This window comes from Mycobacterium riyadhense (assembly GCF_963853645.1).
In the GTDB taxonomy this organism is placed as follows: Bacteria; Actinomycetota; Actinomycetes; order Mycobacteriales; family Mycobacteriaceae; genus Mycobacterium; species Mycobacterium riyadhense.
Window position 1 is genome coordinate 3,288,470 of record NZ_OY970456.1, and the last position, 23,684, is coordinate 3,312,153.

The 23,684-nt window shown below is 64.9% G+C and carries 20 protein-coding genes; 13 read left to right on the plus strand and 7 right to left on the minus strand.

The features are described 5' to 3' along the window. Positions 1-54: 54 nt before the first annotated feature. Both pncA and AADZ78_RS14785 read left to right on the plus strand, forming a co-directional pair. Complete coding sequence (pncA, locus tag AADZ78_RS14780; protein WP_169726433.1) at positions 55-615, plus strand: pyrazinamidase PncA; 561 nt, start codon at positions 55-57, stop codon at positions 613-615. After that, entirely contained in the window at positions 615-1,412 is a 798-nt protein-coding gene (locus tag AADZ78_RS14785) for a ketosteroid isomerase family protein (protein WP_085253517.1), read from the plus strand. Before pncA ends, AADZ78_RS14785 begins: the two co-directional genes overlap by 1 nt. A 16-nt stretch (positions 1,413-1,428) precedes the next feature. Here AADZ78_RS14785 and AADZ78_RS14790 read toward each other — a convergent pair whose 3' ends face one another. Then, entirely contained in the window at positions 1,429-1,779 is a 351-nt protein-coding gene (locus tag AADZ78_RS14790; protein ID WP_085253516.1) for a DoxX family protein, read from the minus strand. Between the two features lie 186 nt (positions 1,780-1,965). On the opposite strand from AADZ78_RS14790, the gene AADZ78_RS14795 reads away from it, so the two are divergent. The 5 genes from AADZ78_RS14795 to AADZ78_RS14815 all read left to right on the plus strand — a co-directional run bounded on the left by AADZ78_RS14795 (position 1,966) and on the right by AADZ78_RS14815 (position 8,132). Continuing rightward, positions 1,966-3,759 carry a PE family protein gene (locus tag AADZ78_RS14795; protein WP_204903395.1) on the plus strand — a complete coding sequence of 598 codons (1,794 nt, stop codon included), beginning with the start codon at positions 1,966-1,968 and terminating at the stop codon, positions 3,757-3,759. Positions 3,760-3,960: 201 nt separating this feature from the next. Next, positions 3,961-5,277, plus strand: a complete 1,317-nt coding sequence (locus AADZ78_RS14800; protein ID WP_085250485.1) for an ABC transporter substrate-binding protein — start codon at positions 3,961-3,963, stop codon at positions 5,275-5,277. Continuing rightward, complete coding sequence (locus AADZ78_RS14805) at positions 5,274-6,200, plus strand: carbohydrate ABC transporter permease (RefSeq protein ID WP_085250486.1); 927 nt, start codon at positions 5,274-5,276, stop codon at positions 6,198-6,200. Before AADZ78_RS14800 ends, AADZ78_RS14805 begins: the two co-directional genes overlap by 4 nt. A 4-nt stretch (positions 6,201-6,204) precedes the next feature. Then, on the plus strand, positions 6,205-7,041 hold the full coding sequence (locus AADZ78_RS14810) for a carbohydrate ABC transporter permease (RefSeq protein ID WP_276062993.1): 837 nt from the start codon (positions 6,205-6,207) through the stop codon (positions 7,039-7,041). Between the two features lie 5 nt (positions 7,042-7,046). Then, positions 7,047-8,132, plus strand: coding sequence for an ABC transporter ATP-binding protein (locus AADZ78_RS14815; protein WP_085250488.1), 1,086 nt, complete (start codon positions 7,047-7,049; stop codon positions 8,130-8,132). On the opposite strand, the gene AADZ78_RS14820 is transcribed toward AADZ78_RS14815, so the two are convergent. The 3 genes from AADZ78_RS14820 to AADZ78_RS14830 are packed head-to-tail and all read right to left on the minus strand — an operon-like array spanning position 8,115 to position 9,632. Beyond that, positions 8,115-8,939 (minus strand): hypothetical protein, encoded by an 825-nt coding sequence (locus tag AADZ78_RS14820; protein WP_204903394.1) that lies wholly within the window; start codon positions 8,937-8,939, stop codon positions 8,115-8,117. The genes AADZ78_RS14815 and AADZ78_RS14820 overlap by 18 nt on opposite strands. 22 nt (positions 8,940-8,961) lie before the next feature. Continuing rightward, entirely contained in the window at positions 8,962-9,297 is a 336-nt protein-coding gene (locus AADZ78_RS14825; protein WP_085250490.1) for a hypothetical protein, read from the minus strand. Next, positions 9,294-9,632, minus strand: a complete 339-nt coding sequence (locus AADZ78_RS14830) for a hypothetical protein (RefSeq protein ID WP_085250491.1) — start codon at positions 9,630-9,632, stop codon at positions 9,294-9,296. Before AADZ78_RS14830 ends, AADZ78_RS14825 begins: the two co-directional genes overlap by 4 nt. Before the next feature lie 561 nt (positions 9,633-10,193). On the opposite strand from AADZ78_RS14830, the gene AADZ78_RS14835 reads away from it, so the two are divergent. The 3 genes from AADZ78_RS14835 to AADZ78_RS14845 are packed head-to-tail and all read left to right on the plus strand — an operon-like array spanning position 10,194 to position 13,806. Further along, a complete protein-coding gene (locus tag AADZ78_RS14835) occupies positions 10,194-10,412 on the plus strand; it encodes a hypothetical protein (RefSeq protein ID WP_139828704.1) in 219 nt (72 codons plus the stop codon). Beyond that, positions 10,409-12,865, plus strand: coding sequence for a hypothetical protein (locus AADZ78_RS14840; RefSeq protein WP_085250493.1), 2,457 nt, complete (start codon positions 10,409-10,411; stop codon positions 12,863-12,865). The genes AADZ78_RS14835 and AADZ78_RS14840 overlap by 4 nt, the downstream gene beginning before the upstream one ends. After that, positions 12,862-13,806 carry a hypothetical protein gene (locus AADZ78_RS14845; protein ID WP_085250494.1) on the plus strand — a complete coding sequence of 315 codons (945 nt, stop codon included), beginning with the start codon at positions 12,862-12,864 and terminating at the stop codon, positions 13,804-13,806. Before AADZ78_RS14840 ends, AADZ78_RS14845 begins: the two co-directional genes overlap by 4 nt. A 238-nt stretch (positions 13,807-14,044) precedes the next feature. On the opposite strand, the gene AADZ78_RS14850 is transcribed toward AADZ78_RS14845, so the two are convergent. Genes AADZ78_RS14850 through AADZ78_RS14860 form a run of 3 tightly spaced genes read right to left on the minus strand, consistent with a single transcriptional unit; the run spans position 14,045 to position 15,784 of the window. Further along, a complete protein-coding gene (locus tag AADZ78_RS14850) occupies positions 14,045-14,356 on the minus strand; it encodes a hypothetical protein (protein ID WP_139828705.1) in 312 nt (103 codons plus the stop codon). A 13-nt stretch (positions 14,357-14,369) separates the two neighbouring features. Beyond that, entirely contained in the window at positions 14,370-15,455 is a 1,086-nt protein-coding gene (locus AADZ78_RS14855; RefSeq protein WP_139828706.1) for a DUF4226 domain-containing protein, read from the minus strand. A gap of 14 nt (positions 15,456-15,469) precedes the next feature. Next, the gene (locus AADZ78_RS14860; RefSeq protein WP_085250497.1) at positions 15,470-15,784 is read right to left on the minus strand and encodes a type VII secretion target; all 315 of its coding nucleotides are present in this window, start codon (positions 15,782-15,784) and stop codon (positions 15,470-15,472) included. Positions 15,785-16,035: 251 nt separating this feature from the next. On the opposite strand from AADZ78_RS14860, the gene AADZ78_RS14865 reads away from it, so the two are divergent. Genes AADZ78_RS14865 through eccCa form a run of 3 tightly spaced genes read left to right on the plus strand, consistent with a single transcriptional unit; the run spans position 16,036 to position 23,660 of the window. After that, complete coding sequence (locus tag AADZ78_RS14865; protein ID WP_085250498.1) at positions 16,036-17,877, plus strand: AAA family ATPase; 1,842 nt, start codon at positions 16,036-16,038, stop codon at positions 17,875-17,877. Between the two features lie 21 nt (positions 17,878-17,898). After that, a complete protein-coding gene (eccB, locus tag AADZ78_RS14870) occupies positions 17,899-19,485 on the plus strand; it encodes a type VII secretion protein EccB (protein WP_085250499.1) in 1,587 nt (528 codons plus the stop codon). Then, a complete protein-coding gene (gene eccCa / locus AADZ78_RS14875) occupies positions 19,485-23,660 on the plus strand; it encodes a type VII secretion protein EccCa (protein ID WP_085250500.1) in 4,176 nt (1,391 codons plus the stop codon). Before eccB ends, eccCa begins: the two co-directional genes overlap by 1 nt. The last annotated feature ends 24 nt before the right edge of the window (positions 23,661-23,684 follow it).

Sequence of the window (23,684 nt, forward strand, 5' to 3'; positions counted from 1 at the left end):
CGACTGGCCATCGCACAAACCCCTGGATTGCCCGACGAGGATATGGTGTATTGCGTGCGAGCGTTGATCATCGTCGACGTGCAAAACGACTTCTGCGAAGGCGGCTCGATACCGGTGCCCGGTGCCGGCATATTGGCCCCGGCGATCAACGAGTACCTGTCCGAAGATCCCGGCTACCAGCACATCGTGGCCACCAAGGACTTCCACATCGATCCCGGCGACCATTTTTCCGACCATCCGGACTACTCGTCGTCGTGGCCACCGCACTGCCGCGCGGGAGGCCCCGGCTCCGAATTCGTTCCCGATCTCGACACCCGCCCCATCGAGGCGGTCTTTCGCAAGGGGGCCTACGCCGCGGCCTACAGCGGCTTCGAGGGCGTCGACGATAACGGGACGCCGCTGCTGGATTGGCTGCGCCAGCGTGGGGTTGACCGGGTCGACGTGGTCGGCATTGCCACCGATTACTGCGTCCGACGCACCGCCGTGGACGCGTCCCGCGCCGGATTGGCCACCCGGGTGCTGCTGGACCTGACGGCGGCTGTATCGGCGGATTCGACCGCGCAAGCATTGGACGAGATGCGCACCGCCAGTATCGCGTTGATCGGAGGGCACTGATGGGTGCACCCGACCGGGATGATCTGCTGGCCGCCGTCGAGCGGTCGCCGCAGGCCGCGGCGGCACACGACCGCGCCGGCTGGGTGGGACTCTTCACCAGTGACGGCCGCGTCGAAGACCCAGTCGGGTCGCGCCCGCACGTCGGCACCGAGGAGATCGGCCGGTTTTTCGACACCTTCATCGCCCCGCGTGACATCACGTTCCATCGCGATCTGGATATCGTCTCCGGAAACGTGGTGCTGCGCGACGTTGCGCTTGAGGTGGCGATGGGGTCGGCCGTGACGATGTTGATCCCCGCCTTTCTGCGCTACGACCTCCGAGAAGTGAACGGGGAATGGCAGATTGCGGTTTTACGGGTGTACTGGGAGTTGCCCGCGATGATGCTGCAGTTCCTCCGGAACAGATCACGCGCGGTGGCGCCCGCCTTGCAACTGTCGCGGGGATTGTTGGGCAACCAAGGCCCGGGCGGTACCGCAGGATTCATGACCGGCTTCATTCGAGCCGGAACGCGTCACAAGAAGCTGGTGGAAGCCTTCCTCAACGCGGTCGTCTCAGGAGACAAGTTCGCCGCGCTGAGTTCGTTATCATCCACTGCCCCAATAACTTTGGGCGACGACAAGCTGCTTGACGTTGTCGAACTCATCGAGCAACTGAGCGGAGCCAGCTGGACAAAGGTGATCGGCGCGGGCTCGACAGTCACCGTGTCACTCGCCTCTGGCCGCGGACGCGGCATCCTGTTCGCCGACGTGGCTTGGCGCGGTGATGCCATCAACCGGATCCGGTACTTTCCCGCTTGACCGGCTCGCCGCCTGTTCAGTGCACGATCATCAGCGCCAGCGAGGCGAGCGACAGCACTAGGTAGCCGCCCGGAAACGCGATGTTGGAAAACACGCGTGCCCGCACGTGGAACACAACAGCGCCGACGAAGTACAAGACCAGGCCCGTTGCCGCCGCGATGCCGATGCCCGACAAGCCGAGCAGCCCGACGATCAGCCCGCCGGCTCCGGCGAGTTTCAGCACCGCGAGCGTCGGCAGCCACGAGCGGGGCACCCCCACTCGGGCCGAATTCGCCAGCACGAACTCGGCCGGGATGAGGTCGGGTAGCGCGACGCCGGCGGTGAGGATCGCGGTTGTCCCGACGACCGCCAGGTAAGCAGTTTCCATGGGATTACTCCTTTGTGCTGGGGGCTGCGTTCGGTGGATGCATTCATCTGTAAGACGACATTCGCCCGGAAAGCGTGACCGTCGATCCGGTGCGCAGCTGCAGTTCGGCTCGATGGAAACGCCGGATGTCGAGCCCCGGTCGCGATACAGTGACCGCACCGCGTCTGGTATGGCATGGGGGTGCCGATGTCTTCTGTATATGTGGTGCCGGAGTTAATGGCAGCGGCGACAGCGAATTTGACGAGCATTGGTTCGTCACTCAGCGCCGCCGCTGCTGTAGCCGCGGCCCCCACAACGGGGATAGCGGTGGCAGCCCAGGACGAAGTGTCGGGCGCGATTGCGGCGTGGTTCGGGTCGTACGGGCGGGTCTATCAGGCGCTGCATGCCCAGGCATCCGAATACCACAACCAGTTCGTGCAGGCGTTGAATACGAGTATCGGGTCGTATGTCAGCGCCGAGGCCGCCAACGCCGAGCAGAATCTGCTGCGCGCGATTAATGCGCCCACCCAGACACTGCTGGGGCGCCCATTGATCGGAAACGGTGCTGACGGGCAGCCTGGAACCGGGCAGGCGGGAGGGGCCGGCGGGCTGCTCTACGGCAACGGCGGGGCCGGTGGGTCAGGTGCGCCAGGCCAGGTAGGTGGTAACGGCGGGTCGGCCGGGCTGATCGGCTCCGGCGGGGCCGGTGGCCAAGGCGGGGCCGGCGCCACTACCGGCGCGGCCGGCGGGAATGGCGGTGCGGGCGGTTGGCTATGGGGTAACGGTGGCGCCGGCGGGGCCGGCGGGAGCGTCACCGCCGGCGTGACGGCGACTGGCGGGGTTGGCGGGAATGGCGGTGCCGGCGGGTGGCTATTCGGTAACGGTGGTGCTGGGGGTGCGGGCGGGCACGCATCTGTCGGGGACGGGGGGATGGTCGGAGGGCCTACCGCCGTAGCCGCGGACGGTGGGCCGAACGGGTCGCAGGGCGGTGACGCGGTGACCGGAAATGCGCTCGCCGGGTCGGCGACGGCCGTCGGTGGGGCCGGCGGCCACGGTGGGGACGGCGGGCGGTTGTGGGGTAACGGTGGCGCTGGGGGCGCGGGCGGGCATGCGACCAGCGGGGACGGGGGCGCCGTAGGGACGCCCGCCCAGGCCTTCGGCGGAGAGGGTGGAGTCCAGGTCAACGACGGGATCGGAGGAAACGGCGGGGATGCCAAGGCGGGCACGACCATTGCCGGAGCCTCCACCGCGATTGCCGGTGCCGGCGGGAACGGTGGGGCTGGCGGGTGGCTATCGGGCAACGGTGGTGCTGGTGGTGCGGGCGGGCTCGCATCCAGCGGGGACGGTGGCGCCGGTGGCGACCTAACCGCCAGGGGCGGAGCTGGTGGAAGCACCACGGCCGACGACGGGATCGGAGGAAACGGCGGGAGTGCCACGGTCGGCGCGTCTGCTGGCGGAGCCTCGACGGCTAAGGGCGGGGCCGGCGGCACCGGTGGGGTTAGCGGGTGGCTATGGGGGAACGGCGGTGCTGGGGGTGCGGGTGGGGCCGCATCCAGCGGAAACGGCGGGGCCGGGGGGTCGCTGCTCGCTATCGGCGGGGCCGCTGGGGCCGGCACGGTCGGCGGTGGAGTCGGAGGAGCCGGCGGGGATGCGACCGTCGGTGCGTCTGCCGGCGGGGCCGCGACGGCTACCGCAGGGTCCGGCGGCGACGGTGGCGCTGGCGGATGGCTATGGGGCGATGGTGGCGCCGGGGGAGCAGGCGGGCACTCATCTACCGGAGAGGCCGGGGCCGCCGGATCCACCATGGCTATAGGTGGGGCGGGGGTCGGCGGCGGGTCGGCTACGACCGCCAACTCTTCTGGCGGGGAGGTGACGGCCACTGGCGGGGCCGGCGGGAACGGCGGGACCGCCGGGCTGGGGGGTCACACCGGTGACGGTGGCGACGGCGGTGTGCCCGGAGGCGCTAACGGCCAACCCGGTGTAAACGGCCGACCCGACTGACCGGTTGGACGCTGACTGGCCAGGTCAAGACTGGCCGGTTGCTATTCGAGCAGTGGATGTGTGAGCCAACAGCCGACATCTTGAGCGACGACTTGGGCGCCGCATCGGCCAGCTCAGCAGTGCCACAGGGCCATCGACTAAGAAGGACGTCACGAAGCCGACTGGAGGAGGCCGACGGGAGGGGCCAAGATCGGAAGCGCCATGGTTGATATGCCGTTCGGGCGGCGGAGCCTGCTGCGGGGTACCGGGGCAATCGCTGCGGCCTCGGTAGCACCGTGGGCTGCGGGCTGCGCTTCCGACGACGACGCCCTGACGTTCTTCTTCGCGGCGAACCCGGACGAGCTCCGTCCCCGGATTCGCATCGTCGACGAGTTTCAGCGCCGCCATCCCGACATCAAGGTGCGTGCGCTGTTGTCAGGACCGGGTGTCATGCAACAGATAGCAACGTTTTGCGCCGGCGGCAAGTGTCCCGATGTGTTGATGACGTGGGAGTTGACTTATGCCGAACTGGCGGACCGCGGAGTTTTGCTAAATCTCAACACCTTGCTGGCGCGGGATCCGGGTTTCGCCGGGCAGCTGAAGTCGGACAGCATTGGCGCATTGTACGAGACCTTCACCTACAACGGAGGTCAGTACTCGTTTCCGGAGCAATGGTCCGGAACGTTCCTGTATTACAACAAGCAGCTTTTCGCCGAGGCGGGAGTGCGGCCGCCACCAAGCACCTGGAAACAACCTTGGAGTTTCGATGAATTCCTGGATACCGCCAAGGGTCTCACCAAACGGGAGGCGTCGGGCAGGGTCACCCAATGGGGTTTCGTCAACGCTTGGGTCTCGTTCTACACCGCCGGGTTGTTCGCCATGAACAACGGCGTACCTTGGTCCACGCCACGGATGAACCCTACTCACCTCAATTTCGATCACGACGCGTTCATCGAGGCGGCGCAGTTCTACGCCGACCTGATCAACAAGCACAAGGTCGCGCCGAGCACGTCTGACCAACAGTCGATGTCCACGGCGGACCTGTTCGCCGTGGGAAAGGCGGCGATGGCGCTGGGCGGGCACTGGAGATACCAGACCTTCGATCGGGCTCCCGGGCTCGACTTCGACGTCGCCCCACTGCCAATAGGCCCTCACGGACAAGCCGCCTGCTCGGATATCGGCGTCACGGGGCTCGCCATATCGTCGACCAGCCAACGTAAGGAGCAGGCATGGGAATTCGTGAAGTTCGCGACCGGACCCGTCGGCCAGCAAATGATAGGTGAATCACGACTTTTCGTGCCGGTGCTGCAATCCGCGATCACTTCGGACGGATTCGCGGACGTGCACCGCAGGCTCGACAACCTCGCCGTCCTCACCGAAGGACCAGCCGTTTCCCAAGGCATGCCGATTACCCCAGCGTGGGAAAAAATTAGCGCGCTGATGGAACGCAGCTTCGGACCCGTGCTGCGCGGGGCGCAACCGGCGACATCGCTGACTCGGCTGTCGCATGCCGTCGATGAGGTGTTGCGGAGCACATGATTTCGGGCCCGGCTACCGAAAATGCCCGTCCATCGCGCCGACGCGCCTGGGCCGGCCGCATGTTCGTCGCGCCGAACCTGGCCGCGATCGCGGTGTTCATGATCTTCCCGCTCGGATTCTCGCTTTACATGAGCTTTCACAGGTGGGACGTGTTCACGCCGGCAAAGTTCGCGGGTCTGCATAACTTCGTAAATCTGTTCACTTCTGATCCGCTGTTTCTGATCGCGATGCGCAACACGGTGGTTTTCACCATAGGAAGCGTGGCGCCAACCGTGCTGATCAGCCTTGTGGTCGCAGGCCTGCTGAACCGGAAAATCAAAGGTATTGGCATCTTTCGGACAATCGTCTTCTTGCCGTTGGCCATCTCAACAGTGGTGATGGCGGTCGTCTGGCAATTCGTCTTCAACACCGACAACGGACTGCTCAACATCATGCTCGGCTGGATCGGGATCGGCCCCATCCCATGGCTGGTCGAACCCGGATGGGCCATGGTCTCGCTCTGTCTGGTCAGCGTGTGGCGCAGTGTGCCGTTCGCCACGGTGGTCTTGCTGGCCGCAATGCAGGGGATTCCGGAAACCGTCTACGAAGCCGCCAAAATCGATGGCGCCGGCGAGGTACGGCAATTCGTGTCCATCACGGTGCCCTTGATTCGCGGGGCAATGTCCTTCGTCGTCGTCATCTCGATCATCCACGCGTTCCAGGCTTTTGATCTCATCTACGTCCTCAACGGTTCCAATGGTGGACCAGAGACCGCAACCTATGTCTTCGGCATCATGCTCTTCCAAAACGCCTTCTCCTTCTTGGAATTCGGTTATGCGTCTGCGCTGGCGTGGGTGATGTTCGCGATCTTGCTCGCGTTGACCGTGCTGCAATTCCGGTTCACTCGGCGGCGATCATGGGAGGCTTCCGGTGGGCTCGGCTGAGCGGATGGCCAAGTACAAGATGCGTCGGGGCATCCTGCGGGGTATAGCCCTCTACGTCGCGCTGACCGCGATCGCGTGGTGCGCATTGTTTCCCATCCTGTGGGCGCTGTCGGGCTCGTTGAAGAAAGACGGCGAGGTGAGCGAGCCGAAGCTGTTACCGTCGCACCCGCAGTGGTCGAACTACGGTCAGGTATTCGACCTGATGCCGTTCTGGCGAATGTTTTTCAACACCGTGCTGTACGCCGGATGCGTTACGGTGGGCCAGGTCTTCTTCTGCTCGCTGGCTGGATATGCCTTCGCGCGACTAGAGTTTCGCGGTCGCGACACCTTGTTCATCCTGTACCTGGGCACCTTGATGGTGCCGCTAACCGTGACGGTCATTCCGCAGTTCATATTGATGCGGGTCGTGGGGTGGGTAGACACGCCCTGGGCGATGATCGTCCCGGGCTTATTCGGCAGCGCGTTCGGCACCTATCTGATGCGGCAATTCTTTCGCACTCTGCCCAGGGATCTCGAGGAAGCCGCGATTCTCGACGGTTGTTCGCCGTGGCAGATCTACTGGCGGATCTTGCTGCCGCATGCGCGGCCCGCGGTCATGGTGCTGGCGGTGCTCACCTGGGTCAACGTGTGGAACGACTTTCTGTGGCCGCTGCTGATGATCCAGCGCAACAGCCTGGCGACGCTGACTCTTGGACTGGTCCGATTGCAGGGCGAATACGTTGCCCGGTGGCCTATATTGATGGCGACCTCGATGCTGATTCTGATGCCGCTGGTACTCCTCTACGCGGTCGCGCAACGCTCCTTTGTCCGTGGTATCGCCGTAACCGGGATGGGCGGGTAATTCACGTGGCTGCAGTAAGTTTCGAGCGGGCGACCCTACGGTATGCGGGCGCGGATCGACCGGCCGTGGATGGCCTCGACCTTGTTGTCGGTGACGGTGAGTTCGTAGTCCTGGTGGGGCCATCCGGATGCGGTAAGACGACCTCGCTGCGGATGCTGGCCGGACTGGAAACGCTGGACTCCGGGCGTGTCCGAATCGGCGACCGCGATGTCACCAACGTCGAACCCAAGGATCGCGACGTCGCGATGGTCTTTCAGAATTACGCCCTCTACCCGCACATGACGGTGGCGCAGAACATGGGCTTCGCGCTGAGGGTCGCCAAGATCCCGAAATCCGAAATCCGCGACCGGGTGCTGGCCGCGGCGCAAATGCTTGATCTGCAACCCTATCTGGATCGCAAACCCAAAGACCTCTCCGGCGGGCAACGGCAGCGCGTGGCGATGGGGCGCGCAATCGTACGCCGTCCGCAGGTGTTCTTGATGGACGAGCCGCTGTCTAATCTCGACGCCAAACTGCGTGTGCAAACTCGCAACCAAATCGCGGCATTGCAACGGCAACTTGGCACCACCACGGTTTACGTCACCCACGACCAGGTCGAGGCCATGACCATGGGAGACCGTGTCGCGGTGCTGCGCGATGGCGTGTTGCAGCAATGCGCGGCACCGCGCGAGCTTTACCGCAACCCCTGCAACGTGTTCGTCGCCGGATTCATCGGGTCTCCGGCGATGAACCTGTTCACCCTGCCAGTCGTCGATTCCTCAGTGTCGCTGGGGGACTGGGCTATTCAAGTGCCGCGTGAGATCGCCAACACCGCAGCCGAAGTCGTCGTCGGCGTACGCCCCGAACATTTCGAGCTCGGCAGTCGCGGTGTTGAGATGGAGGTCGACGTCGTCGAAGAACTCGGGGCAGACGCCTACCTGTATGGCCGAATCACGGGTTCCGGCAAGGTAATCAGTACATCCGTTGTCGCTCGCACCGATGGCCATCACTCGCCCGAAAGGGGCAGTCGGGTGCGCTTGCACCCACACCGCGGGCAGCTGCACTTTTTCGGCGTTGACGGGCGGCGGATTGACTCAGGGTCCGTCGCCTAGCCGCGGGAAATCGGCCAATCGCCAGCAGCCGAGCGACCAAGCGGCGTACTGTTCCAGGGCGGTGCTTGCGTCTTCGCTTGCGACACTACGGTCTTCGCCGTCGAGGGCTGCGCGCCGTGCTTCAACATAGGCGGCCGCGGGTGCTTCTACACGGGCTCGGGCCGATCTGTACTCCGAACTCCATTGTCGGGCGGCATTATCGACGTGCCGAAGGGCGTTGACGTAGTCGTTGGAGAGCCACGCGCCGAACCTGTTGAGCGCCGCGGCGGCGCGGCCCCCACCCGGCCACGCCACGCGAAGTTGTTCGCCAAGTGCCGACAGGCGCGTTCCGAGCGCTTCGAACCCTTCCGGCATCAACTCGGGAAGTATCACGTCGTTCTCGCCGATCGTGAGCACGACAGCGCAGCTGAGGATCTCGTCGGCGGTTTGCGGTGCCCAGCTGTCGTCGTGTGCCCAACTCGTCGATGGGGCGCGGGCCGGACGGCGGCTGATGTCCACCGGGTGGTTAGCGGAGGGCGCGACGAGCCCCAGCATGCCAACCGACGTCCATCGCGAAATCGCCGTCATGGTTTGGGCTGTCCCGATGAAGATCTCGGCCATGCGCGTGAGTTCGTCGGCGGCGTCGCAAGCCGCCACGCCCAGAGATGAGCGTGCATAGGTCAGGTGGGCAGCGATCCGCATTGAGTAGGGATCGGGGGCCGGTGACGGCACCGGCAGGCGCAGTGGCCTGCCTCTCGTGGCAAGCGAATCGGCGACGGAGAGAACTTGATCAGATATCTCACGGACCGCGGAGACGTCGAGCAGCACCGTGTGGTCCATCGCCGTTACCTCAGTACTTGAGGGTCTTGTGTCTGAACGCCTCGTACTCTTCGGCGGTGGGCACTTCGGGCATCAGCTCGTAGATCGTTGGCCGGAACCGCCGGTCGTCGATAGCGGCATCCAGCTGTTCGCGCAAGCTCAGCCGGCCCCGCGCCGAGGCCACTGACGCTACCGCCAAAACCTCTTGTGCCAGTGCACGTTCCGTCATCTTCCGGACTTCCTCATCAAGAAAGATGCCACGCACGGCGCCGCCGTGAGCCGCCAAGACGCCGATTGTGCGGCGCTGATTGAACACCTCGTAGGTCCGGTGTTCGAAGGCGCCTTCTTCGTTGGGCGGTTCGGTCATCGCGACTCTTCTCGCGCGTCGGCTGTCTGGTCGGTCAACACGTCCGACTCGCGGTACAACCGCAGCACCTCGGCGGCAGCCTCTTCGCTGGCCGCGGCCGCAAGCCGGGAGATGTCCTTGGCGATTGCGGCGGCAGTCTTGCGGTCCAGCACTCCGGGCTTGAGCCAGAGGTCGACGAGCTCGCCGTTCATGTCGACCTTGACGGCGATCTCCCGGTCCTTAGACACCCGTTCGGCGGTGTAGGTCCGCATTTGGTCCAGCGACGACATGAGGCGATCGCTTAGTTTGTCGGCGAAGTCCAGGGCCTGTTGGACTTCCGGGTTGACGCTGCTCATACTTCGATGACCTTATCGCCGGTAGCCTCGACCGGCTGCGTCCGTGCAACCATTCTCGGACCGGTGATGGGTGCGGTGATATCCGGACCCGGCCTGATCGCTATTCATGCAGGTAACATGCCATCTATGGACGCGCTTGCCCCGGGGGGAGCACAGCCTCCGACATCGGGCCCCCGCGATACCGCGAACAGCCACGCTTCCCGTCCGTGGCCTGAGGGTGCGGCGTTGCCGCCGCCAACTGCTTACGGTCCGTATCGCGAGACTGCGCCGTACCTCGGTGGGCCTCGGCCGCCAAGACGCCAATGGTTTCCGGTCGCCGTCGTAGCCGCGATCCTGATCGCTGGTGCACTCATCGCGGCAGCGATCTTCTTCAAGGGCGCTGGTACTTCGCCCACGCCGGCGACCGTGGCACCGACTGCTCAGCCGCCGACTGCGCAGCTGTCGCCAACGTCGGCGGGTCGCGCCAAGACGTGCTTTGCCTGGTCAATCGCCAAGGCGGACCTTGGGCAAGTGCCACGGCTCCCGAGTGGGTGGACCTACGAAACATCGGGGATCGATCAGATGATCGCCAGCCGAGCGGCCATTATCGACAAAATATTGAAGACCTTTGCTAGCCAGATCTCACCAGAACCGGTCGATGTCGCTGTGGCCGCCCACCAATTCATTGACAAGCAGGGTGCGGAGGTGACCAAGCTGCCTGCCCACACGCTTAACGCCGCAGACATCAATGCGATCGCCGATGCCACCGCTGCGTTGAATCGCGCCTGCGGCGTGGAATGACTCCCAAGCCGACTACCCCCCACGCCGATGAGATTCTCGGCCCGTACTGGGAATCGTCGATAACTCCTGAAAGCCTGAGCAACTGGTCGCTGAAGCTTGCGGATGCCGCTGCCGAATTGGGGTTCATCGCCGGCGACGGTCAGGTCAAGGCCATACAGCTCCTTGGCTATGGCCAGGGTGCGCTGGCCGAAGCCAGTTCGGCGGCGTGGGTCAAGTTCTTCGCCGAAGTCACCGAGATAGGGGCACAATTCGCCGCGGCTTCGACGATCGTTGCGGGTTGCGCTGAGGTGTTGGGCACCATGCTGGTGTCGATGGCGGGCGTCGTGGAGTGGGCAGAAGCCGCTATTGCGGCTTTCGAAGCGGCCCGCGTCGAATTGGAACTTGTCGGCCAGAACGTGGACGAGATGATCCGAGCCGTCATTGCCGAAGCGCACACCCAAGTGGTGGGATTTTCGACCGGCGCGACCGGCGCGATCACTGAACTTTTTGCCGGTGTTCCCGGTATGGGCGCACCGCCGTCCGGTCCTCCCGGCATCCACACACCGACTGGTGTAAGTCTGCCGGGGGGTGCGCCAGCCGATCCGGCGGGCATGGCTCCGCCGGCGGAGACGCCGGCAGTCCCGTCGGGCCTGGCGCTGCCCGGCGGGGCGCCCGCCGGTCCGACGGGATTGGCCCCGCATGGTGACGTGACTGCGGTCCCGACGGGGCTGACCTCACCGGGCGGCGCACCATCGGTTCCAACTGGCTTGTCCGCGCCTGGCGGAGCGCCGGCCGTTCCGACGGGTTTGGCCTCGCCCACAGGTGCGCCGGCCGGTCCGACGGGATTGGCCTCGCCGGGAGGTGCGCCGGCGGTCCCGGCTGGTTTGGCGTCGCCGGGTGGTGTGCCGACAGTTCCGGCCGGTACGGGTGTTGCGCCGGGGACGGGCTTGCCCGGCACCGGCACGCCTGCGGCGGGCGCACCCGCCATGACTACACCCGCCGGTTTGGCTACGCCGGCCACAACAGGCACGCGGGCCGCTACTGGGACGGGGGCCATGCAGCCCGCCGCCGGGCTAGCCCCGGCAACTGCCATAGCCGGGGTCGATGCGGAGGCCACGGCAGCTGCTCCGGTTGCCGCCGTTCCCGGTGCTGTGGGCTCGGCGGCTGGTGCGGCTCCGGCTGCGGCCGCCGCGGCAAGTCCAATCGCGGGCGCCCCGATGAGTGCGGCGCCCATCGCAGCTGCCGCCACCGCCATGCCTGCGGCGGTCTCGCCAGCGGCTGCAATCCCGTCGGTGACGCCGGTCGCCTCGACGGCTCCCGCTATGGCCCCGCCGCCCATGGCGGCTGTCCCGGCTCAGCCGGGCCCCGGCTTGCACGCGACGGCGTCTACCTTGGCCGCTCCGTCGTCCGGAGCCCCGCCCAGCGCGGCCGTGCCGTCCAGCGGTCCCGGACCGCACCCGCCCACCGGGCAGCAATCTTCACACACGTCCGATGATGCAGACCATGTCGTGCACGATGCGGGGCGGATGACCGCTTCGCCCCTGATCACTCCCGACGACGCCGCGATCATTCCTGCGCCGTTCGTGGTGCGCGTTCCCGGGGAGCAGGTGCGGGTCGTCGACTTGGACCTGGCGACGGTGCGTGGGGTGCTTGAGGCCGCCGGCGGAGGATCCGGCGTGAGGTCGGCCGCCGGCATGGTCGTGACCGGCGGCCGCCGCCAAGTCGTTGTCACAACAGACCGTGGTCGGAGCTGGTTTCCGCCGAACACGCTGCTGCCCGAGGATGTCGTGCTGCCCTGGGCGCACGAGGACTCCGCGCGCTGGGAGGGCCTGCTGGATCCAGCCCGGGCGATCGTCGAGTACGCCGCGGCGACGTCGGCGGAGTTGACGGCGCTGGCATCGACGCACAGCAGCGCGCCCGGTGTCGCTGCCGGGGTGCCGTTCGTGTTCGCGGACGCGGTAGAGCGACCCAGGCCGGACTTATTAGACGGCCCGGTCGCGCGGCGTGAGGTGTTTGCTGTATCAGCGACTCGATTGGCTGCCGCCGCCGCCATCACCGACCCCGCTGATCAGCGCCGGCAAGCGGTGTGGATCGCCCACGACGCAGTGGTCAAAGCTGGCTCACCGGCAACGCGCAGCACGCTTCGCCGTTCTATATTGGCTGCTTTCAATGCGGATCCGGCGCTGTCCGAATCCCGCAAGATCGAGCGTCTCGAGTGGGATGCGCTGGTGACCGAAAACGAAGTTTTGTGGGAGAAGGATTTCGCTGCGAGAATGGATGTCCGCAACGTTGCTATTGGCCAATTGGACACCGGGGGCGGAAAGTGTCGGCCGTTCTTGGTGCAGTCGTACGCAACCGAGGCAGTACTGGCGTTGCGGAATGCGTCACCGCGTCAGGCTTTGCTGGATGCCTTGTATTCGTGGTCGATGCTGCTGGAGCTGATCGATACCGACAGGGAGGCGGTGCTCGCGTGAACCAGCCGATGCATTTTGATATCGCGACCTTTCGCGACATGTCCGGCCGGATGGCTGAGGACGGTTTTCACGCCGGCAATTTGGCCCGCGACGCGACATTCAGCTACTCGCCGGCGGGGGGTAACAGCCCAACGGGGTTCATCCTGTCGACCGGATTGGGCGCTCTGCAGGGTGATTTGGCGCTCGGACCGCCGGGAATCTTGGATGGGGCCGCTGGAACCGATCGTGGTGTCCAAACGGGATTGAGCAACATTGAGGGCCAGGATCAGACCAACGCGGGGCGCGCCCGTCTCGCCAAGGACCCAGGGGACCCGGAGTCGATCGAGCAACAGGCCGCGGACAAAGCCAAGGAGGCTGCCGAAAAGCCCGAGCAGATGATGCAGCAGATGTTGCAGCAAATGCTCCAGATGGCAGCCCAAACCGGTGGTCAGTTCGGGCAGCAATTCGGTCAGCTCAGCCAGCAGTTCAGTCAGCTGTTTGGCCAGGCCACACAGCAGATGAGCCAGCTGTTCTCTCAAGCGGGCAAGGCCGGGGCCAGCGGCGTTGAGCCCGCGGTCGACGCCGCCGCCGCAGGACTGGATGCGGCAGGCGCAGCAGGAGGCGGTGCCGGCGGCGCGGGACTGGGTGTGACCATGCCCGCGGGTCTGGACGAGGCGGTCACTCCGATGACTACCTCAAGTGCGTTGGCGCCCAGTGCGATTCCACTCGCCGCTGGCCCACAGGCGGCCTCGGCGGCCGGCCGAGGTGGGATGCCGATGATGCCGATGATGCCAATGGCGCCGCACCGGGGGTCCGGTGACGGGAGCACATCGGTCAAGCGGGATCCAAAGATCTTCCCGGAGAGCAAGATCTACGATCCGCCGAAAGGTACCGAGCAGAACTTCGGGGCCAACCCCGAAATCGAGGCGGAGGAGCCACCTTTCGGCACCGCAAAAGCGTGACCAAAACCGCAACGGCATGCGTCGGTGTCGAAACTGATGTTTTGCAGGGAAAGTGCGAGACGGTGTCTGCAAAACGTCAGTCTCGGCGGCCAATCCAGGACTGAACATTCCGATCAGCTTGTCGTGACTAGACGCGCGCCTCGCTCGGCGAGCAGGGGTTGAATCACATCGGCAAGTGGGCACTGTCGACGCCGCCATGCACACTCTTCGCTGACTGGTTCGCACTATGTCCGTCCCCTCATCGCAAGAAGATGATGGTGTGTGGGGCTCGGATCACGATGGCAATGCAGCCGTAGAGCAGAAAGCCTAGGACTCCGGCCAGGAAAGCAACGACGAGTTTCGTGTCCTGAGGCCGGCGCCGTCGCATCCTTCGATACACCAGCGGCGCGCCTACGAGTGCGACCGCCAAACCCAAAAACAGCCCGGCGGTCGGTGCGTAAAACAACAATCCCGTTACGAACAAAACGAACCCCGACATGGCCCAGATGCCAATTGCCGCAACACATCCCAGCGCCGCTGAGATGACGTACAGGATTCCCGTCTTGGTCATGACCGGCTCCGGCTTATCGTCCACCGTAGGTCATCAGCCCTTTGGCCTCAGCGACATGTCGGGTGACTCGATCGATGTAGGGTTGCCATACACCCATTGCCACGCCGGTGTAGCCGGTACGTAAGCCCGGACTAAGTATCGGAATATCTTCTGAGCCAGGACCTTGGGTGATGTAGCCGCGTATGCCGAGATGGAGTTGTCCACCGCCTTCGTAAAATCTGAAATGGATTGTGCTTCCAGGCCCGTCGACGTGGCCGGGGAGGGTGACAAATTCAATGTTGATGTCGTTTGCGCTTCGTGCTACTTGAGTCACTCTGACCGGGAAATTTGCCGGAAGTTTTTGACCAGCCATTCTGATTTCCAGGGGAAGTTCATCGCCAACTTTAGGAAGATTTTTCGGTGCCCCTCCCATGGGGAAGTTGCAGTTGAAGCATCGGTTGAGTTCGTTCCACACGTCGTCGATGGAGGTGACCTCGCCAGCACTTGTTACGCCGGGATACTTGGAACTGCCCGCTTCGACGTCGCTGGTGAAGTCGAGGTTGTATTCCCAGGGTGACTCGGGAGGTGGGATGCGTGGAGCCTCAGGCACTTCTGTGTAGTCGACCGCTTGTACGCCGCCCGTTGCGGGCTTGTTCGACCTAGCGGTAGAGAGGCTGGCAGTGATGGTCTCAACTTGTCCGGCCAGACTCGCAAACTGGGCTTGGGCACCTTTTACAACAGCCTGAGCCTCGCCAATTCGCAACGCGCCGGCGCGAAGGAGGGCAATCTTGCCGGCGGGTGTCGTGGCCACCGGGTCAAGGGCGGCCTTGTCCGCTAGCCATTGGTTATAGATCGCGTCGAGTCGTGATCGCGCATTGAGGGAGACTTGTCCGCCATTCTGGACGATCGGACCCACTGATGCGTGGGCGTTGGAAAGGATTTGCCGTCGGGCGTCGAGGCTGTCGCTGGCTGAGCGAGCGGCTGCGCTAGCAACACCGGTCCACTCGGTTGCGGGGGGAACTGCGCCACCGAATGACCGTGGTGGCCAGCCAGGAGGGGGACCGGCACCCAGTGATGCACGCAGTCGCTGGAGCATCGCGTCGATATCTACGGCAGGCATCGCGACCCAAGCTGTCAGATCTGTGTTGTCGTGGATGCGCCGACCCGGTTACCCGAAGCTGCATCGGTTCGAAGAAGATTCTTGACCACGGATCGGGTCGTGTTGGCAAAGTCGTGGAAGTCCTTCGACAGATCGGTTCCAGCTGCGAATAGCGCGGCATCGAACGCAGCGACCGCATCGGTGAGTATCGCGCCAGCCGGGCCAAACGCTGAGGACATCGCGGCGGTCATAGCGGGATCGGGCGTGGCCGCGGCCAGTATCTGCGCAGCGACAGCATCATGCTTGCCAGCGAACGCGGCTACGTCGCCTGTCTCGAACCTCAGGCTCATAGCGAACACTCTAGTTGGGTTGCTTACCTCCGTCAGTGCGGTGGAGAAACTCGGAGCGATGCGCCTGACGGCCGCGTTCGAGCGATGCCTGGCCTGGTGTAGATCGACGTACCAGCTCGCCCGTTCCGAAGGCTGAGCTCAGCCAAGTGTTGAGGGCGCCGCGGCCAGCTAGGATCGCACCATAGCTGCGCCCCAGCGTGCGCGCATGATCCCGGCTGCCAGCAAAGGATCGGACAGAGGATTGGTGAGGTATGTCCACAGGTGTCGCCCGGCCGCTCGATGTGTTCACGATCGGGCTGCGGCACCTGCGTAACCGGGAGACCCAGCAGGCCCGGGCGGCGTTCGCGCACGCGACCGAGGGCGACCCGACGATGTGCGACGCGTGGTTGGGTCGGATGGCCGCCGGAGAGCAAACCGTGGAGGTTGCCGCCGGCGCCTATAACAACCGCGGCAATTTCGGCGCCGCCCTTCGGCACGCCCAGATGCGGGTCGATCAGCTGGGCGTCCAGATCACCCTCACGCTGGGCACCATCGCGCTGCGGCTGCCTCTCAACGGCGATTCCGATCTGGCCATCGCATACGCCGTGGCGTTGGCCGAAAGCGACCCGCCGCGGCTGGCCGCTGCCAACGAGGTCATCGAGCGCCAGCTGCGCCGCTCCACCTCGTCGGCCTTTGAGGTGGACATGCTCGACTACGTGCGCCTGGGCTTGCTCGGCTTGGCGCGGCGCTGGCCCGATGTGCTCAGTTTCGAAAACTCCCAGCAGTGGCGCTCCGACCGGCCCGACCTGGTGAAGTTCCTCAACGCCGGGATGCTGGTCTGGAAGGTCTGGGCGCTGATCGGCACGGGAAATCCGCTAGAGGCACAGCGCTTTTCCGAGAGCGGTCTCGAATCGCAAGGCCTGCCAACCGATCTGCACGCCAAACTCCGGCTGGCGCGCGGATACGCGCTGCGGGCACAAGGCCGACGGGACGAGGCGATGACCGCGTTTCGCGAACTCAAGGCGTGGATTGCCTCACCGGAAGTGGACGCCGCGATCGCCGACCCGGACACGATGGTCGACATCGTGACCGCCGAATCATTGGCGACCCGGACCGACATCTGGGATCCCGAATCCGGCCAAACCGCGGCCGCGCTGGAAACCGCGGAGCGTGATCGCAGCAGAGAAGTGGTGCGCGACGAGGCAATGACTTTGCTGGGCAAGCAAATTGGCATGGAGAGCGTCAAGAACCAGATCCGGCGCCTGGAAGCCAAGGTGGCCATGGACCAAAAGCGCGCCGAGATGGGCGTGGGCAGCAAGAAGGAGCTGGCGCTGTCCTATATCTTCGTCGGCCCACCCGGCACCGGCAAGACGACGATGGCGCGAGTGCTCGCGAAGCTGTTTTTCGGGCTCGGCCTCATAGCGCGCCCGGCCGTGGTTGAGGCGTCGCGGCCCCAGTTCGTCGACGAATATCTGGGCAAGACGGCGCAGAAGACCAACGCTGTGCTCGACAAGGCGCTGGGCGGACTGCTGTTCATCGACGAGGCCTATTCGCTGTATGCCCGCGGCTATTCCGATGGCGACGCCTACGGCGAAGAGGCGATCAACACCTTGTTGGCGCGGCTGGAAAACGAGCGCAAAGCCGCCGACCCCAACAAGAAGCTGGCCGTGGTCATCGCCGGCTATGAGGCGGACATCGACCGGCTGCTGTCGATGAACGAAGGTTTGGCGGGCCGGTTCACCGCCCGGATCAGGTTCGAGTCCTACAGTCCGGAGGAGCTGGTGAAAATCGCCGATCTGATAGCCATCGAAGAGGATGCGCTCTACTCGGCACCGGCCCAGGATCTGCTGCTTTCCCACCTGTCCAAGCTGTCCGAGACCCAAATCGCCGACACCGACTCCGGCGGTCGGCCCCGGATGGTCCCCGCGCTGGACAAGGCCGGCAACGCACGGTTTGTCCGCACCATCACCGAAAAGGCCGCGGAGTACCGCGATTATCGGCTCAATACCTCCGGAGCGACGCCGACCAAAGAGGCGCTGGTTACGCTGGAGCCAAGCGACGTCGACGAAGCTTTCCGTGAATCCTGTGTGACACAACGGATTCCGTTCGAATGAACTAACGGGGGGATTGGGGTAGTGGCCGAGTTAGCAGGTCCCGAACACCGGCGACGCCGCCGCGGCTTCCGGATGACCGCCAAATATCAGGTCAGCGGTCTGCGCTTCCTCTACCGGCGGATGGCGCACGCCCTGGTCCGTCGCGACACCCGGATGATCGATGATCCCCAACGAGCCCAGGCCGCCCCGCTGATCCTGGGTTTGCTGCTGGCGCTCATCATGGCCGTCGGCACCGTCGTTTGGGGTCTGTTCTCCCCGGCCGGCCTGGTGAGCAACGCGCGGATCGTGGTCGACAGGGACACCGGCGCCATGTACGTGCGCATCGGGCCCCGGCTCGATCCGGTCACCAACCTCACCTCCGCACGGCTCATCCTGGGCTCTCCTGACAACCCCGTGCGGGCCAGCGCGGCCGAAATCGCCAAATACCCACACGGCTCGCTGGTGGGCATCGTCGGAGCCCCCACAGACATCCGCGACAGCACCGATCCATCGTCGATCTGGACGGTATGTGACACCACCATGACCGGCGCCGCGGTCCCGCTGGACCCGGTATCCGGACTGCCGACGACCGCGATGTCACCGGTGACCACTACCGTGATCGGCGGAAAACTGACCAAAACCAATGACATCACCAAGCTTTCGCACAACCAGGCCCGCTTGGTCAGCTATGACAAACGGACCTGGCTGATCTATGCGCGCCCGGACGGCGAAGTGGTCCGATCCACGGTGGAGCTCACCAACTCGGTTATTGCCGACGCACTTGGGCTGCGGGCATCCGATCTGATCCTGCCGATCTCGCAGGGCCTGTTCAACGCGATCCCGGCCGAGCCGCCGTTGGTGGCGCCGCCGATCGCCGAAGTGGGCGCCCCGCCGAAATTCGCGCTCAACCGGCCGTTAACGGTGGGGACCATCCTGAATGTGCGTGAACTGTCCGGGGCCACCAGGTATTACGTCGCACTGGCCGATGGCGTGCAGGAAGTCGGGCTGGTGCCCGCAACCATGATCCGCGCCGCCAACACCCAGGTAGGCACCAAGCCTGTTGAAATCGGACCCGATGAGCTGGCGTCGCTGCCCAAATCCCATCAACTGGAGGTCTCGTATTATCCGGCGGCGCAAGTGCAATTGGTATCGGCCGCCCACGAACCGGTGACCTGCTGGTCGTGGTCGCGTGTGGGCGAAGAACCGACCGCGCGCACAGAGGTCATGGTCGGTCGGACGCTGCCATTGACCGACAAACAAAATGCGGCGCTAACGACGCTGGTGTCGGCGCCAACGTCAAAAGGGATGACCGCCGACCGCGTCTACATGCCCTCGGGTGGCGGACGATTCGTTCAGATCACCGGCGCAGCAACCGATTCCAAGAACCGGGAAAGCTACTTCTGGATCGCCGATAACGGTGTGCGGTTCGGGTTGGACACCACCGACTCCAAGAGCGGGGACACGACGCTGTCGGCGTTGAATCTGCGCCACCCCGTACCAGCGCCCTGGGTGGTGGTGTCGCTGTTTGCCCCGGGACCGACACTGTCACAACGCGATGCGCGGATCCGCCATGACGGCGTGCCCGCCGATCGCACCGTCGCCGGCATCGACGACAAGGAGATGAAGTAATGCGCATCAGCTTCTTGCGCCCGGCCAACCCGGTGCCGCCGCCCCGAATCATCCGGGACGAAATCGAAGTTCCGCCACCAAAGGAGATCGAACAGGGCGAACCCGCTTCGCGGATACGCACGGTGGGCCTGCCGATCCTGATGATCGTGCTGGTGGCCGGAATGGTTGCGTTGATGATCCGTTCCGGGCGCGCGTTTAGCCCGCTGATGATCCTGTTCCCGCTGATGATGCTCGGGGGAGTGGGCGGGATGGCGTTTGGTCAGCGCGGCGGCACCGGCACCTCACGCGCCCAGGTGCTCGAGGACCGCAAGGCCGCCACCCGCGGGCTGGGAATGATCCGGGAGAAGGTGTTCGACCGCGGCCTGAGCATGCATGCCGGCTTGCAAAGTTCCTACCCCGACCCGCAGATGCTGGCCAGTCGCATTGGCGGCGAACGGATGTGGGAGGTGGTGCCGACCGGTGACGGGTTCACCGCATTGCGCTACGGGCTGGGGGATGTCGAGCTGGCCGCCCGCATTGTCGCGCCGGAAGCGCCGCCGGGGGAGTTCCTGGAACCGGTGAGCTGGGTATCCACGGTGCGCTTTCTGCGCCACCACTCCACCGTGTCGTCGATGCCGGTGGTGGTGACCGCCGCCCGCTTTCCGGTCATCGGCTTCACCGGCGACCGCGACATCACGCTGGGGATGGTGCGCTCAATGCTGTTGCAGGCCGCCGTCACCCACGGCCCCGACAACCTGGCGATGGTGGTGCTCACCGACGATCCCGACGCGCCGGCATGGAGCTGGATGAAGTGGCTGCCGCACTCCCAGCATCCCTACGAGCTGGATCGGCTGGGCAGCGTCCGGATGATGTACCGCGACTGGTCAACGCTGCAAACCAGCCTCGGTGGCGACGAGGCCGACCCCGACGACCCGAACAAAGTCATCGACTTCACGATGAACTTCAACCCCGACCCCGAATTCACCACCGACAACTACCGCCATGTGCTGGTAGTGGTGGACTCGGCCGTCACCGACAAGCTCGTCGACTCGGTAATCGCACCGCGCGCCGGCGTGACCTGGCTGCTCGTCGGCCCGCCGGAAAACGCCCTCAGCGCCGAAGAAGGCATCACCTTGCGCTGCGACTCCGACGGCAGCGTGTGGCGCAGCGAGGCGGATCGACCACTGGCCGAACCCGTGAAAGTCGCGGTGGCCGACAATATTTCGCTTGTTGATGCGCGAACCGTTGCCCGGCAATTGGCGCGCTATGAAGTGGCCACGCTGGCCAACATGGGCCGGCAGGCCAAACAGGCCGAGCGCGGCCGAGACTGGCAGACCCTGATGCGGGTGCGCGACCCAGGCGCATTGGATCCACTGGACTTGTGGTCCGTCATCAACCGCTACGACGACAAGCGGCGGCTGAAGATTCCGATCGGGTTTCTGCAGAACGGCGACCGTCTCGAACTGGATATCAAACAGGCCGCCGAGGGTGGCACCGGGCCGCACGGGCAGCTGTTGGGCACCACCGGCTCCGGAAAATCTGAGTTCCTACGCAACCTGGTGATCAACGGCTGCGTGGCGCACTCCCCGGATGTGCTCAACTGGTTGCTCGTCGACTTCAAGGGCGGCGCCACCTTCAACGGCCTCGATGAGTTGCCCCACGTCAGCGCGGTAATCACCAACATGGAGCAGGAAGCCCATCTGGTGGCGCGGATGAAGGAGATGATCAACGGCGAGATCGACCGCCGCTACCGAATCTTTCGGGAGGCCAAGGAACTCAACCCGCGCTACGACGTCAAGGATCTGCGCGACTACGAGAAGCTGCGTGAGCGCGGAGTGGACTTGCCGCCGCTGCCTTCGCTGTTCGTCGTCATCGATGAGTGGGCCGAGCTGTTGCAGATGCATCCCGACTACGGCGAGCTGTTTCGGCGTATCGGCCGGGTCGGGCGATCGGTTGCACTGCACCTGCTGTATGCGTCGCAGAACCTCGACAACTCCGGGCGGGCCAGCGGTCTGGAAACCAACATCGGCTACAAGATTGGCCTCAAGACCCAGACGGCGTCGGATTCCCGTGCGCTGCTGGACGGTTCGGACGCGGCCTACCGGCTCTCCGGCAGCCCCGGCCACGGAGTGCTGCGCCCCACCGGTGGGGATCTGATCGGCTTCTACGCCGGCTGGACCGGCGCGGCGTATTTTCCTCCCGTGGTCCCGACGGCAGGCTCCAACGGCCACCGCGGCGGCAACACGACGTTGGACCCCAACTTGGTCGAGCCGCGGGCCTTCACCGCGGCGCCGCAGCCGCTTCCAAACACCGGCGCGGATGTCGAGGTCCCAGAGCCGCAGCACACCGAAGAGGAAATCGAAAGCGCACCAACGATATTCACCACGGTGATCGAGCGCCTCAAGAGCGCTCACTTCGCGCCGCCGTACCGGATGTGGCTGCCGCCGCTGGAGGCGACGACGCTGGACAGCCTAGAGCCGGAGCTGCGGGATTGGCAGGTCCCGAGCAACGAATCCATCGCCAATCTTGTTGTGCCGTTTGGATTGTTTGACAATCCGCTCAAGCACGAGCAGCCGAAATGGGCGCTCGATGCCGAAAAGAACCTGCTGATCCTCGGCGGCAGCGGCGCGGGCAAATCCACGGCGGTCAAGACCCTGGTGTGCTCGCTGGCACTGGCCAACACTCCCGAGCAGATCCAGATGTACATCGTCGACTACGCCGGCGGCGGGCTGAGCCCGCTGGCCGACCTGCCCCACGTTGGGGCGGTCGTGACCCGCTCCGATCCCGACGCGATCAACCGGATCTTGATGCAGATGGGCACGCTCTTAACCGCCCGCGAGCGATTGTTCCGCGAGAACCGCATCACCATCGACGAATACCGGCAGGCCCGCACCAACCCGGATTGTCCGTTTCTGCAACAGGATCCCTACGGTGATGTTTTCGTCATCATCGACGGGTGGGACGCCGCGGTCGCACAAGATCAGGTGTTGCAGTTCCGTGGCGGCGAGGTTGAGGCGCTGCTGGTCGGCGCCCGCAACTACGGGCTGCATTTCGTGCTGACTACCGCGCGGGTGGTGGAGATGCGGGGGATCGAGCCCAACATGAACACCGTCATCGAGTTGCACAACGAGACCGAATTGTCGCGGGTGGGCTCGCAGCTGGCCAAGCAGCGGCGCAAGGATCCCGGGCATGCGATCACCACGGGATCGGAATTTCAGGGACTGGTGTCGCTACCGCGGATCGATTCGGTCGCAGACCCCGCGACGGTTCCGGCGGGTATGACGGCGCTGGTCGAGATGATCGCCGAGCGGTTCGCCGCGCGCGGCGCCGAACGACTCCGGACACTGCCGACTTCGCTGACCCGGGATCAGCTGGGCGCGATGGTGTTTGCCGCCGACGAGGCGGCGGCCGCCGACCCGCGCCAGTCCCAGCTCGCCGACAAGAGACGCCTGCGGATCGCGTTGGGAGTGCGGGAGGACACGCTGGGCCCGGCCTACGCCGAGATGTATCGGGAGCCGCACCTGCTGATCCTCGGTGAGGCCAAGAGCGGCAAGAGCGAGCTAATCGGGACGGTCTGCGACAGCATTAGCCGCCGTTTCGCGACCAAAGACGACGCGGTAATCGTCCTGATCGATCCGCGGCGGCGCCATCTCGGTCGGGTAGGCCTGAAAAACGTCTTCGCGCACATCCATCGCGAGGACGAGATTCAGCCCACCAACGAGGCGCTCTATCGGCAGCTGAACCTGGCCGAGCGTGAGGTGCCCGCGGATCTGGACGCCGAGACCCGCGCCGCGCGGTCGTGGTGGTCGGGTCCGGAGATCTTCTTCGTCATCGACGACTACCACCTGGCCGTGGATCTTCGCTCGGCGGTACCGCCGGTGATGCACGCGATGGCACCCTGGTTACAGAACGAGTCGTTGGCCCGTGGCTTCCATTTCGTGCTGGCCCGCAGCTCCGAGGAGCTTTACCTGGCCACCAGCCGGGACCCGCTGATCAAGCGGATGCTGCAGGACCGGGTGCCGACGGTGTTGCTGTCGGCCGACAAATTCGACGGTCAGATCGGTGACACAAAGTTCGAACGGTTCCCGTTTCCGGGCCGTGCCCGCTACATCGAGGCGTCGCTGGCGCGGAAGAACCGGATCCAAGCGGCCTGGTCGGGCGTCCGCGACAGCCAGGAGACGGACTTCGAAGATTAAGAGGTCATCGAACGGGCCGCGGTT